Origin of the sequence: Achromobacter sp. NFACC18-2, from assembly GCF_900108985.1 — a bacterium.
Taxonomy (GTDB): domain Bacteria; phylum Pseudomonadota; class Gammaproteobacteria; order Burkholderiales; family Burkholderiaceae_B; genus Achromobacter.
In genome coordinates, this window is the sequence record NZ_FNYM01000009.1 from 198,046 (window position 1) to 211,739 (window position 13,694).

General features: G+C 67.3%; 15 protein-coding genes. 9 read left to right on the plus strand and 6 right to left on the minus strand.

All coding sequences use genetic code 11. The features are described from left to right. Positions 1 to 62: 62 nt before the first annotated feature. Positions 63 to 464, plus strand: a complete 402-nt coding sequence (locus BMW75_RS16005; protein WP_092580701.1) for a hypothetical protein — start codon at positions 63 to 65, stop codon at positions 462 to 464. 6 nt (positions 465 to 470) lie between these two features. On the opposite strand, the gene BMW75_RS16010 is transcribed toward BMW75_RS16005, so the two are convergent. From BMW75_RS16010 to BMW75_RS16020, 3 genes are all read right to left on the minus strand, one after another. Beyond that, positions 471 to 1,085: a hypothetical protein gene (locus BMW75_RS16010; RefSeq protein ID WP_254792041.1), complete on the minus strand. Its 615-nt coding sequence runs from the start codon at positions 1,083 to 1,085 to the stop codon at positions 471 to 473. A 53-nt stretch (positions 1,086 to 1,138) separates the two neighbouring features. Beyond that, on the minus strand, positions 1,139 to 1,537 hold the full coding sequence (locus BMW75_RS16015; protein ID WP_092580703.1) for a hypothetical protein: 399 nt from the start codon (positions 1,535 to 1,537) through the stop codon (positions 1,139 to 1,141). An 85-nt stretch (positions 1,538 to 1,622) separates the two neighbouring features. Then, a complete protein-coding gene (locus BMW75_RS16020) occupies positions 1,623 to 2,516 on the minus strand; it encodes a LysR family transcriptional regulator (RefSeq protein ID WP_076516375.1) in 894 nt (297 codons plus the stop codon). 107 nt (positions 2,517 to 2,623) lie between these two features. Here BMW75_RS16020 and BMW75_RS16025 point away from each other — a divergent pair, with 107 nt between their 5' ends. The 3 genes from BMW75_RS16025 to BMW75_RS16035 all read left to right on the plus strand — a co-directional run bounded on the left by BMW75_RS16025 (position 2,624) and on the right by BMW75_RS16035 (position 6,020). Further along, positions 2,624 to 3,610 carry a TerC family protein gene (locus tag BMW75_RS16025; RefSeq protein WP_076516373.1) on the plus strand — a complete coding sequence of 329 codons (987 nt, stop codon included), beginning with the start codon at positions 2,624 to 2,626 and terminating at the stop codon, positions 3,608 to 3,610. Between the two features lie 170 nt (positions 3,611 to 3,780). Beyond that, positions 3,781 to 4,554, plus strand: a complete 774-nt coding sequence (gene tam, locus BMW75_RS16030; RefSeq protein ID WP_092580705.1) for a trans-aconitate 2-methyltransferase — start codon at positions 3,781 to 3,783, stop codon at positions 4,552 to 4,554. Positions 4,555 to 4,769: 215 nt separating this feature from the next. Further along, entirely contained in the window at positions 4,770 to 6,020 is a 1,251-nt protein-coding gene (locus tag BMW75_RS16035; RefSeq protein WP_139208544.1) for an MFS transporter, read from the plus strand. Here the strand turns inward: BMW75_RS16035 and BMW75_RS16040 are convergent. Next, complete coding sequence (locus BMW75_RS16040) at positions 5,941 to 6,273, minus strand: protealysin inhibitor emfourin (RefSeq protein WP_092580707.1); 333 nt, start codon at positions 6,271 to 6,273, stop codon at positions 5,941 to 5,943. The genes BMW75_RS16035 and BMW75_RS16040 overlap by 80 nt on opposite strands. Next, positions 6,270 to 7,334 carry a M4 family metallopeptidase gene (locus BMW75_RS16045; protein ID WP_092580709.1) on the minus strand — a complete coding sequence of 355 codons (1,065 nt, stop codon included), beginning with the start codon at positions 7,332 to 7,334 and terminating at the stop codon, positions 6,270 to 6,272. The genes BMW75_RS16040 and BMW75_RS16045 overlap by 4 nt, the downstream gene beginning before the upstream one ends. 180 nt (positions 7,335 to 7,514) lie before the next feature. On the opposite strand from BMW75_RS16045, the gene BMW75_RS16050 reads away from it, so the two are divergent. Both BMW75_RS16050 and BMW75_RS16055 read left to right on the plus strand, forming a co-directional pair. After that, positions 7,515 to 8,150 (plus strand): DMP19 family protein, encoded by a 636-nt coding sequence (locus BMW75_RS16050; RefSeq protein ID WP_092580820.1) that lies wholly within the window; start codon positions 7,515 to 7,517, stop codon positions 8,148 to 8,150. Between the two features lie 266 nt (positions 8,151 to 8,416). Continuing rightward, positions 8,417 to 9,298 (plus strand): prohibitin family protein, encoded by an 882-nt coding sequence (locus tag BMW75_RS16055; RefSeq protein ID WP_092580822.1) that lies wholly within the window; start codon positions 8,417 to 8,419, stop codon positions 9,296 to 9,298. Here the strand turns inward: BMW75_RS16055 and BMW75_RS16060 are convergent. Next, the gene (locus BMW75_RS16060) at positions 9,291 to 11,396 is read right to left on the minus strand and encodes a PTS sugar transporter subunit IIC/EAL domain-containing protein (protein WP_092580711.1); all 2,106 of its coding nucleotides are present in this window, start codon (positions 11,394 to 11,396) and stop codon (positions 9,291 to 9,293) included. The two genes, BMW75_RS16055 and BMW75_RS16060, sit on opposite strands and share 8 nt — an antisense overlap. Before the next feature lie 287 nt (positions 11,397 to 11,683). Between BMW75_RS16060 and BMW75_RS16065 the strand changes: the two genes are divergently transcribed. From BMW75_RS16065 to BMW75_RS16075, 3 genes are all read left to right on the plus strand, one after another. Next, complete coding sequence (locus tag BMW75_RS16065) at positions 11,684 to 11,926, plus strand: hypothetical protein (protein ID WP_092580713.1); 243 nt, start codon at positions 11,684 to 11,686, stop codon at positions 11,924 to 11,926. 159 nt (positions 11,927 to 12,085) lie between these two features. Then, complete coding sequence (locus BMW75_RS16070) at positions 12,086 to 12,595, plus strand: sigma-70 family RNA polymerase sigma factor (protein WP_092580824.1); 510 nt, start codon at positions 12,086 to 12,088, stop codon at positions 12,593 to 12,595. Positions 12,596 to 12,606: 11 nt separating this feature from the next. Further along, positions 12,607 to 13,608 carry a FecR domain-containing protein gene (locus BMW75_RS16075; protein ID WP_092580715.1) on the plus strand — a complete coding sequence of 334 codons (1,002 nt, stop codon included), beginning with the start codon at positions 12,607 to 12,609 and terminating at the stop codon, positions 13,606 to 13,608. Positions 13,609 to 13,694 lie beyond the last annotated feature (86 nt).

Here is a 13,694-nt window from a genome sequence, read left to right on the forward strand (position 1 = left end):
ATCCTGGTTAGAATCCAGTGATAGGCACCCTCCCGCGCCGTCGTGTCTGGCGCACCGTCCCCATGAACCTGCCGTTTCCCATCCGCCAAGAATGCCCCCCCGGCGCCTGTGTGTGCGACCGGGACCGGCTGCTGGCCAATCCGGCGTCCGACCTGCGTGTCCTGCGGCTGACGCGGGAGGAAGAAAAGCGCCTGGTGGCCCGGTTGGAAAACATCACCAGCCTGGACGATCTGCGCGCGATGCAGGGGCGCATCCACGCCCAGCTGGGCATCGTGATCCACATCAGGCCCAGCGAGAACGAGGTGCGGACCTCGCGCGGCATTGCGATCCAGCTTGAAGACTTGCCCGGGCTGTGCCGCAAGACGCGGGCGTCCTTGCCCGCCGCCATCCGCCGCGGTTTCGACAACCGGCCGGAAATCGTCTATGCGCTGCTGAACGAGCGCGACCTGCTGAGCGGCACCTGATCGGCGTCAGGGCTGGCGGGCGCCCGGGCAGGCCGTGAGCGGGACCACGTCAGCCGGCGTGCGTCCGGCATCGGGTCGCGTGAGGTCCCGCTTCTTGTCGGGGCGGGCGGGATAGATCAGGAGCACCGCGCTGCCGGCTTCGAGCCTGGGGGCCTGCGCCGCGCCATAGGCCACGGTCCAGCCGCGCAAGGCCAGGGGCGCCAGCGTGTACTGCAGGGCCGACCCGGGCGCCACGTGGGCGACCTTGCCCGCGTACAGCTCATACTGGGGCGTATCCACCCCGTTGATCATTTGATAGGTGGCGACGCTGACCAGCGCCGCCGATTCCCCATGGCGCGCCAGGTCCGCCGTCTTGTACCTGCCGGGCGGCAGGTCCTTCAAGCTGACGGTGACGTGCTTGCCGCCCTGGCCGCTGGAATTCAGGAGTACGCCGAGCACGTCAGCGTGCGATAGCGTCTTGTCGCCGGTGTTGAGCACCCGCACGCTGTACTGCCCCGACGTGCTGGTCACCGTGCACACGTCGACGCCCTGGATGGGCTTTATCTGCGGCGCCGCCGCCGCGGCGCCCGTGAGCAGCGCCGCGAGCGGCAGGGTCAGGAAACGGGGGAATCGAGAGGGCACGGCACGCTCCTGGTGAGGGCAGCGTGCCGGGCGGCGCGATGCCTGCCCCTTTTTTACACCACTTGGCGGCCCGGGGCAGCGTCGCGTTCACGCTTGCCGGCCAGCCAGTGCAGGATCAGCGCTACCACCAGCAGGCCCGCCATGATGAAGCCCCAGAAGATCCAGCCCAGCACCGTGATCAGCGTGCCCAGGCTGCCGGCAAAGGGCAGCACCTGGTTCAGGCCCTGCGCGGCCCAGACCAGGCCGGCCTGCAGCGATGCCAGCCATGCCGGGTCGACCCATGCCGCCGCCCAAGCGGGGGGGATCCATTGCGACGTATCGATGGCGGTGCCGGGAACCTGGGCCGTCGCGATGCTGGCCAGCACCCAGTCGGTCAGCTGCAGCGTCAACGCCACCAGTCCGGTCCAGAGCGCCGCAAGGGCGGCGAAAGCGATCCAGATGATTTTTTTCATTGATGTGGTACTCCGATAACTCAAAAAGAACGGCCACGATACTGCCGATTCTATTTCTGAAAAACCAGAGTAGATGTGACAAACGTTAAGGTAAAACCGAAGCTTTGGCCTGTGCGAGGATCTGCCTCACCAGCGGGTGGTGCTGGCCCCGGCGGTTGCGGATGGCGTGGATTTCCTCGTGCACGTCGTCGCAGCGCGCCAGCGGCCTCAGGCCCCGCAGCAGCGCGACATCATCGCCGCCCAGGCGGCTGAGCGGAAAGACACCCAGGCCGCGGGCCGCGAACACCGACATCAGCGCGCTGTCCTCGAATTCGCCGACCACGTTCGGCAGGACGCCCTGATCGCTGAACCAGCGATCCAGCGTCTGGCGCAGCACCGAATGGCCGGTCGGCAGCAGAACCGGCAGGCGTTCCAGGCAGCGGGGAAAGTCCAGCGTATCCGATTTGCGCACCAGCTTGGCGGGACCGTACCAATCGACGGGCGACGACACGAGGCGATCGCTGGTCAGGCGCAGGTTGGGGTTGGCGGGCGCGCCCTGGCCGGCCAGCACCAGGTCCAGGTGATGCTGCGCCAGTTCGCCCAGCAATTCCTCGACTTCGCCTTCGTGGCAGGTCAGGTGCAGGTCGGGCGTGTGCAGCACCGGACCCAGCAACGCATGCGCGGCCAGCTTGGAGATGCCGTCCGACAGCCCCACCGACAGGCGCACGACGGGCTTGGTGGCGGCCGCGCGCACCGCCTGCGGCAGGACCTGCCCGATCTGGAATATCTCTTCGGCCCGCGCGAATGCGGCTTGGCCCGCGTCGGTGAGGGCCACGCCCCGGCCGGCCGGCTTGAGAAGCTGGTGGCCCAGGTTTTTTTCCAGCTCCCGCACCTGGGCGCTGATGGTCTGGATGGCCATGTCCAGGCGCTCGGCGGCTCGGGAAAACCCGCCCTCCTTGGCGACCATCCAGAAGTAATACAGGTGGCGGTAGTTCAGCATGGGTGTCCTTAAGTTCGGTTTTTCCGAACCTTAACTCACTTTCAGGCTGATTTCTCCATCCGGACAGGATCAGGATCATGGGGGCCTTCAAACCTAGCGGGGCAATCATGGACACTTTGATCACCTTCTTCAACGCCGATTTTCTCGGCACGCCGGCATGGAGCTGGCTGCTGTTCATCGGTATCGTCATCAGCCTGCTGGCCTTCGACCTGGGCGTGCTGCACAAGGAAGATCGCGAGATCGGCGTGCGTGAAAGCCTGCTGCTTTCCGCGGGCTACATCACCGCGGCCGTGCTGTTCGGCGGCTGGGTGTGGTGGAACATGGGGCCGGAGAGCGGCATGGCCTATTACACGGGCTTCATGATCGAGAAGTCGCTGTCCATGGACAACGTCTTCGTGATCGCGCTGATCTTCAGCTTCTTTGCCATTCCGCGCCAGTACCAGCACCGGGTGCTGTTCTGGGGCATCATCGGCGTGATCGTGCTGCGCGCCACGATGATCGGCCTGGGCGCCGCGCTGGTGAGCAATTTCGGCTGGCTGCTGTATCTGTTCGGCGCGTTCCTGGTGTTTACGGGCATCAAGATGTGGATGATCGCGGACCAGACGCCGGACATCGCCACCAACCCGATCCTGAAGTTCCTGAAGCGCCACATGCGCGTCACGGATGGCCTGCGCGGCAATGCCTTCATGGTGACCGAAACCGATCCGGCCACGTCCAAGAAGGTGCGCTACGCGACGCCGCTGCTGCTGGCGCTGGTGCTGATCGAGTTCGTCGACCTGGTGTTCGCGGTGGATTCGGTGCCGGCCATCTTCGCCATCACCACGGATCCGTTCATCGTCTACACCAGCAACATCTTCGCGATCCTGGGCCTGCGTGCGCTGTACTTCGCGCTGGCGGCGATGATCCATCGCTTCCATTACCTGAAGTACGCGCTGGCTCTGGTCCTGGTGTTCATCGGCACGAAGATCTTCCTGGTGGGCTTCATCGGCAAGGTGCCTCCCGCGATTTCGCTGGGCGTGACTTTCAGCCTGATCCTGGGCGGCGTGCTGTTCTCGCTGTGGAAAACCCGTTCGGATGAATTGAAGCCCCAGTAACGCAGGCTTTCCTCCCATCGAACCCGCCCGCCGGCACCTGCCGGCGGGCGGGTTTTTTCTTTCCAATATCCATATTCTGTGGATATGGCAGTCGACCAGATATGAGATTTGTCATATGAAAGGCCCAGGCGTACAGTCGGCGGTACCGCATACCCACGCAAGGAACGATCATGACGAGCTGGTCCGCCACGCAATACTCCGCCTTTGAAAACGAACGCACCCGTCCGGTGCGGGACCTGGTGGCGGCGCTGCCGAACCGGGTCGTCAAACGGGCCGTGGACCTGGGATGCGGACCGGGCAATTCCACCGAGGTGCTGGCCAGCCGCTATCCGGACGCGGACATCTCGGGCATGGACAGTTCGGAAGACATGATCGCGGCGGCGCGCAAGCGCCTGCCGGCCCTGTCCTTCGAATTGGCCGACATTGCCGCCTGGAATCCGCCGCAGCCCTACGATGTGATTCTGGCCAACGCCTCGCTGCAATGGGTGCCCGACCATGACACGCTGTACCCGGCGCTGGTGGCCAAGCTGTCGCCCGGCGGCAGCCTGGCGGTGCAGACGCCGGACAACCTGGAAGAGCCCGCGCATCGACTCGCCAGGCAGGTGGCGGGCGAGGCGCCCTGGGCGGCCAAGACCGGCGGCGTGAAGCATCCGCCGCGCCATGGCGCCGCCTGGTATTACGAACTGCTCAAGCCGCATTGCGCCACGCTGGATGTGTGGCGCACGACCTATCACCATCCGCTCGCCGGCGCGGCCGCGGTGGTGGAATGGTTCAAGGGCACGGCGTTGCGGCCCTATCTGGACAAGCTGGATGCGACGGAGCAGGCGAGCTTCCTGGCGCGCTACCAATCGCTGATCGAGGCGGCCTATCCCGCGTTGGCCGACGGCACGGTGCTGCTGCCGTTTCCGCGGCTGTTCATCGTCGCGTGCGCAAAGCAGGGGTGACGCGGGCGACGCGCTTGCCCCATTGCGCCACGGTGCGGCGGCCGGTGGGATCCGCATTTAACGCACCGGCGATGTCGCGCGGGCGCGGCGGTCGGGAATGGGCCGGTGCAGGGGTTCGGTATTATCTCGACGTTCTGCAAAGCGCCCGATGCGTAAGCTGGCGGGAGTGGAACGCGGCTCGCGCGCGTTCCTTGCACACTTTCCGGATTGAATCCATGCCGCACGCTGCTCCCCCGACCCTGACCACGCGCCCAGCGCTCCTGATCCTGGGCATCCTGTGCATCGCCATGGCGCTGCGCGCGCCGTTCACGGGCGTGCCGCCGCTCATGGGACTGATACGCGGCGAACTGGGCCTGTCATCGGCCGCGGCGGGGATGCTGATCACCTTGCCCCTGCTGGCTTTTGCGGTGGTGTCGCTGTTTGCCGCGGGACTGGCGCGCCGCTTCGGGCTGGAACGCACCCTGTTCGCGGCGATGCTGCTGGTGGCCGCCGGGATCGGGGTCCGCACGATGGGCGGCGTGGGCGGGCTGTATGCGGGCACGGCCATCATCGGGGCCGGCATTGCCCTGGGCAACGTGCTGCTGCCCAGCCTGCTCAAGCGGGATTTTCCCCAGCGGCTGGCGGGGCTGACCTCTGCCTATGTGCTGACTATGGGGCTCGCGGCGGGACTGGCCTCGGCCATCGCCATTCCGCTGGCCAATCTGCCGATAGGGGGCTGGCGGTTTTCGACGCTGTGCATGCTGGCGCTGCCGCTGATCAGCCTGCTGTTGTGGCTGCCGCAGCTTGCCGGCCATACGCGGCCGGTGGCGGCGACCGCGCACGCGCCGCACGGCGCGCACCTGTGGCGTTCGCCCCTGGCGTGGCAGGTCACGATGTATCTGGGCATCAATTCCTTTGTGTTCTATGTGGCGGTGAGCTGGCTGCCGGCCATCCTGCAGGATGCGGGCTTTACGGCCGAGCGCGCCGGCTCGCTGCATGGGTTCCTGCAGCTTGCGTCCGCCGCGCCCGCGCTTTTCCTGGCGCCCTTGCTGCGCCGGTTGAAGGACCAGCGGGCGGCGGCATTCTGCGCGGCGGGCGCGTCCTGCTTGGCGTTCGCGGGTCTCATCGCGGCGCCCGCGTGGGGCGCGGTGTGGATCGCGTTGCTGGGCCTGGGCACGGGCGCGGGCATCATCCTGGGCCTGGCGTTCGTGGGGCTGCGCGCCAGCCACGCGCAACAGGCCGCGGCCCTGTCGGGCATGGCGCAGTGCGTCGGCTATCTGTTCGCCGCGACCGGGCCGGCGCTGGTGGGGGGCGTGCACGACAAATTCGGCGGGTGGGGTTTGGCGCTGGGCGTGTGCGCCGCGTTGTGCGCGGTCATGGCCGTGGCCGGACTGTATGCCGGGCGCGCTATCCAGATTGGTCGGCCTGGCGCTTCCACAGCCGCACCAGCGCCTCTGGCGCATCCGCCTCGGGCACGTCAAAGCTGATCCGGGCCGTTTCAGCGTCCTGGAATTCCACCTCGACGTGGAAATAGCGCTGGTCGCCGCCTGCGTCCGCGCAGCCAGGCATGGCCTTGGGCGCCGCAAGGCGCAGCGCGTCGCAGACCGCCTGGCGCACGCCCGGCGGGCAGGTGCCCATATCGATGCGGCGCGGCTGCGCCAGGGCAGGAACAAAGGCCACGCCACCCTCGCGCGTCAGGCGCACGAGCTGGGCCAGGTCGAGTGACGGCAGTTCGATCATGACAGCACTCCCACGGCCTTCCAGGCCGCTTCGATGGCGCGGCGAACCGCCGCATCGTGCTTTTCGCCCGCGACCTCCAGCGTCAGGCCGGCGAAGTCCTTGAACCCGGCATCGTGGCGCAGGCGCTTGTCGTACAGGGTGTCGTACCAGACGCGGCCCGCGCCGTTCCAGGCATTGCCGTCCAACGCCGTGGCCGCGAGATAAAAGGCGCGGTTCGGAATGCCGGAGTTGATGTGCACACCGCCGTTGTCGCGCGGCGTATCGACGTAGTCGCGCATGTGCGCGGGCTGCGGATCCTTGCCCAGCACGGGGTCGTCGTAGGCGGTGCCGGGCTCGGCCATGGAGCGCAGCGCGCGCGCCTGCACCTTTTCCGTGAAGAGGCCTTCGCCCACCAGCCAGTCTGCCTGCCGCGCGGTCTGGTCCAGCGAATACTGCTTGACCAGCGCCCCGAACACGTCGCACAGCGATTCATTGAGCGCGCCGGACTGGCCCTGGTAGAGCAACGCCGCCTCGCTGTCGATCACCCCATGCGTGAGCTCATGGCCGATGATGTCGACCGCGACGGTAAAGCGATTGAAGATTTCGCCGTCCCCATCGCCAAACACCATCTGCGCGCCATTCCAGAAGGCGTTTTCGTAGTCTTCGCCGTAGTGCACCGTGCCGATCAGCGGCAAGCCGTACGCGTCGATCGAGTGGCGCTTGTAGATGTTCCAGAATAGTTTGTAGGTCGCGCCCAGGTGGGCATAGGCCTCGTCCACCGCGGGGTCGCCGCTGGGCCGCGCGCCTTCGGCCCGCACCAGCTTGCCGGGCAGCGTGGTGCTGTTGGCGGCGTCGTGGATGGCGCGGTCGGGCGAGCCCGCCGGCGCCGCGTGGCGCGTGGGCCCGAGGGTCGCGCGGGGCGGTTGTTCCGCCATCTCGCGCAGGCTGCGCTGTTGCTGATCGATGATCAACGTCTTGACGGCGGGCATGCTGACGCGCGCATCGGTGTGCTGCGCGAGGCGGTCCAGCATGTACGGCGGGACCACTCCGATCAGGGGAGCGGACTCGGAAGGACGTGGCATGGTCGGTCTCCGACAGGGGCGCCGGCAGCAGCGCCGGCGCGGGTCACGGATAACGTAGCAGATGGGGTGGCCCCGCGCGGTAACAGGATGCGGCGCGATGCGAGCCGGCAACGCGCGCGCCTCGACAGCGCGGCGCGGATCCGGTAGTTTTGCGCGCTTTCCTTGCTGCCGGACTTTTGCATGCCCTCATCCGACTATCGCATCACCTCCCTCACGCTGACCGACACCCACGTGCTGCTCACGCTGGCCAATGGCCGCGAGCTGCAGGAGCCGATCAGGCGCCACATCCGCCTGCATGAAGCCGAGCCGGCCGCGCGCGAGCAATGGCAGCTCGTTGATGGCGGGCATGGCGTCGTGTGGCCGGCCTTGCTGGCGCCGTCGCCGCAAGGCATGCTCAACGTCCACGATCTGCTGTGGGACCAGCGCTATGAGCAGGCGATGGCGGCCCTTCAAGCAGCGGATTGGAAGCTTGATCGATTGTCGGGCACGGACCAGGAACTGGTGGCGCTGTGGCGCATGGAAGCGGACATCAACAACGGCGGCTTCATGCAGTTCCTCTGCAACTGGGGAGACGAAACCTGCCAGTTGGCCCTGCAGGCGCTCAAGAAGATCGGGGCGGTGCACATGCTGGATGTGCTGTCCCGCATGCGAGGGCTGATCGACCGCTTCGCGGCCGCGCCGGAAGTGATCCAGCTCGATGACATCTACGGCGCGATGACTGACGTGGAACAGGAACAGCTCGAGGCGCTGGACCATGCATTCTGGGAGTATCCGGATCCGTTGGCGCGGCTTGGCTTGCGCTGGTACGGCGCCTGAACGCGCCCATTTTCGGGCGGGTGGAAACGTTCGGAAACGTATCGCCACATTACGTCGGAACGTCGCCGCGGCAGTGTTCCCGCTGCAAGATAGAATCCCGTCCTTCTTTCCCGGGGGGGACGCTCGATGCGGTATTTCCTGATCTTGGTGGGGGCGGCGGTGATCGCCTATCTGCTGGCGCGCGGCATTGCAGCGGTGCTCTCGGACCGTAAACGAACAAGAAACGACAGGGATTGGAAGTGAAAGTGAAGCCGACAGACATCCAGATGGTCAAGACGATCGGCGCGGTCAAGCCGCGCAACCTGAAATTCGCCGTTGGCACCGCGCTTCTCTTCATGCTGATCGTGTTTATCGCGATGGGCTCGTGGTTCCAGGTGGACCAGGGCGAGCGCGGCGTGGTGCTGCGCAACGGCAAGCTGGTGCGCGTGGCCGAGCCGGGCCTGGATTTCAAGACGCCTTTCATCGACAACGTGATGACGGTGTCCGTGCGCGACCACACCTTCGTGTTCGAAAAGCTCGAGGCCTACAGCTACGACCAGCAGCCCGCGACGCTGCGCGTGTCCGTCACGTATCGCGTGCCGCCCGAGGACGTGGCCGAGCTCTACGCCGAATACGGCACCATCGCCACTTTGCAGATGCGGGTGCTGGAACGTAAGACGCCGGACGCGGTGAAGAACGTGTTTGGCCAGTACACGGCCGTGCGCGCCATCCAGGAACGCCAGAAGCTCGGCCTGGACGTCAACGCCGCGGTCCTCAAGACGATGGAAGGCGCGCCGGTGCAGGTGGTGGGGGTGCAGATCGAGGAAGTGGGTTTCTCGCAGGCCTACGAGCATTCGATCGAGCAGCGCATGCTGGCCCAGGTGCAGATCGAGACGACGCGCCAGCAAAAGGAAACGGCGATGATCAATGCCGAGATCCAGGTGGTCAAGGCCAAGGCCGAAGCCGACGCCCAGCGCCAGCGGTTCACGGCGGAGGCCGACGGCATCCGCATGCGCGGCGAGGCCGAAGCGGCGTCGATCCGCGCCAAGGCCGAGGCGCTGGCCGCCAACACCAACCTGGTGAGCTTGAATGCCGTTGAAAAGTGGGACGGCGTGTTGCCGTCCACCCAGGTGCCGGGCGCGGCGCTGCCCTTCATCGGCATCAAATAATCGCGGCGTTTGAAAGCTGCGCCGGCAGGGCGGGGGCTTCCTGCCGCCGGCGCGCGAAATCCACGAGATGGTCTCCCGAGACCGCCTTGCTGTAGTACCAGCCCTGCACGATGATTTCCGCGCTGGACGCCAGCGCGGATAACTGGGCTTCCGTCTCCACGCCTTCGACGATGATCTGCAGGTTCAGTGCCTCGCAAAAGCGCAGCAGGCCGCTCATCACCAGCGCGCCGCGGTCATGGCCCTGCGCCAGCACGAAGCTGCGGTCGATCTTGACCGCGTCGATCTGGAACTGATGCAGGTAGCTCAGCGCCGAATAGCCCGTGCCGAAGTCGTCGATATACACGCGCGCGCCGATGCCGTGCAACCGGTCAAAGGCGGTGTGCAACGCGCCTGCGTCCTCGACCAGCGCGTCTTCCGTGAGCTCCACCGAGACCTGGCCCTGGGCCTGCTCCAGCACCTTGATCAGCCGGTCCAGGGAGGCGGGCGACGTCAGCGTTCCGCCGGTGACGTTGATGGTCATGGGTAGCGTGAAGCCTTGCGCGCGCCACGCCAGGCATTGCCGCACCGCCTGCCGCGCCACCCACAGGTCCACGTCCCGCATCAGGTCGGCCTGCGCCAGCCAGCGCAGGAATTCCAGCGGCGCCTGCTGCGTGCCTTCGGGACCGGTGGCGCGCAGCAGCGCCTCGCAGCCGGTGCACAGGCCCGTGCGCAGCGACACCTGCGGCTGGAATTCCAGGTAGAAGTCGTATTCGCTGATGGCGCGGATGCGCGAGACCTCGGCGCGGCGCCGCGCGCGGTTGGCGTAGGTGGACGCCACGGGATCATGGGCGTAGAGCAGCGATTCTTCCTGCAATTGCGGAAACGTGGTGTCTAGCGACTTGAAGTACACCGTGGAGTCGGCCGTGCGCTGGCGCTCCAGCGCGATCAGGCAGGGCGCATAGATGCACGCGCCCAGCGCCACCAGCGCCAGTTGTAACGCGATCCCGACCAGGTGCTCGCCAGCGCCCAGGTAGGCGTTGAACAGCACTGGCGAGGTCAGCGGCAGCGTGACCGTCGCGGGCGCGAGCCAGCCAAGCTGCACCACGGCCAGGGCAATGGTCACGTTGACCACGGGCGTGAGCACGAAGGGCAGGAGCAGCCGCGGGTTCAGGATGAGGGGCAGGCCGAACAGCAGGATCTCGTTGACGTTCAGCAGCGACACGGGGATGCTCGCCAGGGCCAGCACGCGCAGCGACTCGCTGCGCGAGAACAACAGGATGGCCACCACCAGCGACAGCGTCGCGCCGGATCCGCCGATGAAGGCGAACGCGCCCAGCAGCGTGCCGTTCAGCGCATACACGCTTTCGTAGCCCGCCGCGGCGGTGGTGGCGTTGAGCCGGGTCGCCTGGTCCAGCACGTCCATGATGGGCGCCATGGCATGGGCGCCATGGATGCCGAAGAACCACAGCAGCGAGTTCAGCGCGGCGACCAGGGCGCCGGAGGCGAACGGGCTGTCCAGCGACGCGAGGCTGAGCGGGATGTCGACCTGCGCGATGGCGGGAATGCGCAGGGCCGCGGACAGCACCGCCATCACCACGCCCGCCGTCAGCAGGCCCGGAACGATCATGTTCAGCGAGTCGCGGACGTTTTCGCCGACCAGGCCGTCCGGCGCCAGTTGCGTCCAGCGCCGGCGGTGCAAGCGGGCCATCAGGGGCACGGCCGCGATCGGCGCCAGGATCGCGATGAACAGCGTGAGCGTGGCCGCCGCCCGGGGATACGGCGCCAGCACGCTTTCGGCGATCACCACGTAGCACAGGCACAGCAGGGCCGTCGGCAGATGCGGGAGCCGGTGGCGGATCGACAGCATGTAGCCGATGGACGTGCCGGCCAGCAGCGGCATGATGCCCGAGAGCTTGCGGTGCAGGCCGGCCAGCAGATCGGCCAGGGCGTCGGGCAGCCCGAGCAGCCGGGCGCAGACCGACAGGACCAGGAACAGCGCGGACACCAGCAGGCACGGCATGACCCACAGCAGGCCCTCGCGGATCGCGCGCAGGGCATTGGCGCTTGCCAGGGCGGCCAGCCGATCTCTTGGGTAGTGCGGAAAGATCGTTTTCGGCATGGCCGTCGTTTGCCCGAGGGGCCCGGTCGCTCCACGTCCGCCGGGGGGTGTAAAAATCCGTTGCCGCATCCTAGCGCCTGTATTCGTGCTTTAGCAATCCGAAAGCCACGGTAGCCTAGGGATTCCCCTCTGCCGGGAATCAAAAATTCAGTCTTTTTGACAGGGGACAAGCGGGTCCGGACGCTATACGATCAAATGTGTCCCCGTTCCGCGCGGCCCGTCCGTCGTGACCCGTCCCGCGCGAATGGCGGACCCTAGCGCATAAGCTTCACCAGGAGGAGACCTGGATGTCTCAGTTGGATTGGACGCCCGGCGACACCGCGCCGGACCGTCAGGGGTATTACGAGACGCGGCTGGATACCGGCGGCACCGCGATTTCGCTCTACAGCGTGCTGGGCTGGATGCCATTGAAGACGCCGGGCAATCTGGTCAGCTGGCGCGCGCTGCCGCCCGCCGTCGAACGCGAAGAGGCCGAACGGCATCTGCAGGAAATACGCGCCGCGCAGAGCCACGTGCCCATGGATTACTGACGCGGCCGGGCGGGCAAGCGGCCCCCGGGGCGTCGCTGCGCCCAGCCGTGCCGGCACCGCGCCAGGCGGGCGCGCCTTGCAAAGACAAAATCCGCACCTATAATTGCGAATCGTTTTCATTTGTCTTGCCCGTTGGCGGCGACGCCGGGCCGCATCGCCATGCCATCCTCTTCCTACGCCTCTCGCGCAGAGGTGCAATCCGTTTACCAGGCCCATCACCAGTGGCTGCGCGGCGTGCTGCAGCGCAAGCTCGGCAACGCCTGCGACGCGGCGGACCTGGCGCATGACACCTTCGAACGCCTGATCCGCGCCAATGTGCGCGAGCCGCTGCTTGAACCCCGCGCCTATCTGCGCACGATCGCCACGCGCCTGCTGATCGGCCGGGCGCGGCGCGCGGCGCTGGAGGCCGCGTATGCCGAGACGCTGGCGCTGCAGCCGCCGGCGGTCGAGCCTTCCGTCGAGGCCCGGGCCCTGATCATCGAGGCGCTGACGCAGATCTGCGAACTGCTGGACTCCCTGCCGATGACCAGCCGGCGCATCTTCCTGATGGCCCAGATCGACGGCCTGTCGTACGCCGAGATCGGCGAGCGCCTGGGCCTCACGCCCAATGCCGTGCAGAAATCCCTGGCGCGCGCGCTGGTGCATTGCTATACGGCCGTCTACGGCTGAACGCCCGCGCCATGGATCACCTCCCGTTGTTGCGGCCGCATGCGCCTGAAGCCGGCGCGATCGATCCGAAAGTGATCCGGCAGGCCGCCGACTGGTGGGCGCGGCTGCGCGAAGACGCCAGCGCCGCCGAGCGGGATCGCTTCGAACACTGGCGGCGGGCCGATCCCGCGCATGAACTGGCCTGGCAGCGATTCTCCGCGCTGACGCGCGATGTGGCCGCGGGCGTGGCGCAGGCCGGACCGTCGGTGGCCTCGCGCACCTTGTTGCAGGCGCCGCTGATCCGGTCGCGACGCACGGCGATCCGCGCGATGGTCGCGGCGGTCGGCGTGGGCCTGGGGGCCTGGGCGGTGGGCGAGCGCGATGCCGTGCGCCGCTTGTCGGCCGACCTGCGCACCGGCACGGGCGAACGCCGGTCGCTGACGCTGCCTGACGGAACCCGGGTCGAGCTGAACGCCGGCAGCGCGCTGGACCTGCGCTATTCGGCGGAGCGGCGCGAACTGGTGCTGCTGCAGGGCGAAATCGGGATCGTCACCGCCCGCGACACGCTGGGGCGGCCCTTCACCTTGCGCACCCGCGGCGGGGTGCTCACGCCGGTGGGCACGCACTTTCTGGTGCGCGACCTGGAGGCCGGCCGCATGCGGGTCGCGGTGCTGGAAGGCGCGGTGGATGTGCGCGGCTTGGCGCCCGGCGATGCGCCGCGGCGCGTGCAGGCCGGCGAGCAGGCGGAGTTCTCCGCGAACGGGGCTTTCCAGTCGGGCCCCTTGGCGCCCGGCGCGTCCGCCTGGCTGCAGGGCATGCTGATCGCCGACGAAATGCCGTTGTCGGACTTCCTGGACGAACTGGGCCGGTACAGACCGGGCCTGCTGAATTGCACCGCCGAGGCGGCGGGCCTTCGCGTGGTGGGCGCGTTCCCGTTGTCCGACACGGACCGGGTCCTGGCCATGCTGCAGGAGATTCTGCCGGTTCGGGTGCGCCGCTATACCCGCTACTGGGTGACGGTAGGCCTGGCATGACCCGTGCCGCCGGCCTTTTTGTAACAGCAACGGCGGATATCCCGATCTCGCGCTTCATGTAGACAAAGCGGCCCGGTCACGCGGCT

Coding starts and splice junctions, on each gene's coding strand:
- BMW75_RS16005 (WP_092580701.1), top strand. CDS start 63: ATGAACCTGCCGTTTCCCATCCGCCAAGAATGCCCCCCCGGCGCCTGT.
- BMW75_RS16015 (WP_092580703.1), bottom strand. CDS start 1,537: ATGAAAAAAATCATCTGGATCGCTTTCGCCGCCCTTGCGGCGCTCTGG.
- BMW75_RS16020 (WP_076516375.1), bottom strand. CDS start 2,516: ATGCTGAACTACCGCCACCTGTATTACTTCTGGATGGTCGCCAAGGAG.
- BMW75_RS16025 (WP_076516373.1), top strand. CDS start 2,624: ATGGACACTTTGATCACCTTCTTCAACGCCGATTTTCTCGGCACGCCG.
- tam (WP_092580705.1), top strand. CDS start 3,781: ATGACGAGCTGGTCCGCCACGCAATACTCCGCCTTTGAAAACGAACGC.
- BMW75_RS16035 (WP_139208544.1), top strand. CDS start 4,770: ATGCCGCACGCTGCTCCCCCGACCCTGACCACGCGCCCAGCGCTCCTG.
- BMW75_RS16040 (WP_092580707.1), bottom strand. CDS start 6,273: ATGATCGAACTGCCGTCACTCGACCTGGCCCAGCTCGTGCGCCTGACG.
- BMW75_RS16045 (WP_092580709.1), bottom strand. CDS start 7,334: ATGCCACGTCCTTCCGAGTCCGCTCCCCTGATCGGAGTGGTCCCGCCG.
- BMW75_RS16050 (WP_092580820.1), top strand. CDS start 7,515: ATGCCCTCATCCGACTATCGCATCACCTCCCTCACGCTGACCGACACC.
- BMW75_RS16055 (WP_092580822.1), top strand. CDS start 8,417: ATGGTCAAGACGATCGGCGCGGTCAAGCCGCGCAACCTGAAATTCGCC.
- BMW75_RS16060 (WP_092580711.1), bottom strand. CDS start 11,396: ATGCCGAAAACGATCTTTCCGCACTACCCAAGAGATCGGCTGGCCGCC.
- BMW75_RS16065 (WP_092580713.1), top strand. CDS start 11,684: ATGTCTCAGTTGGATTGGACGCCCGGCGACACCGCGCCGGACCGTCAG.
- BMW75_RS16070 (WP_092580824.1), top strand. CDS start 12,086: ATGCCATCCTCTTCCTACGCCTCTCGCGCAGAGGTGCAATCCGTTTAC.
- BMW75_RS16075 (WP_092580715.1), top strand. CDS start 12,607: ATGGATCACCTCCCGTTGTTGCGGCCGCATGCGCCTGAAGCCGGCGCG.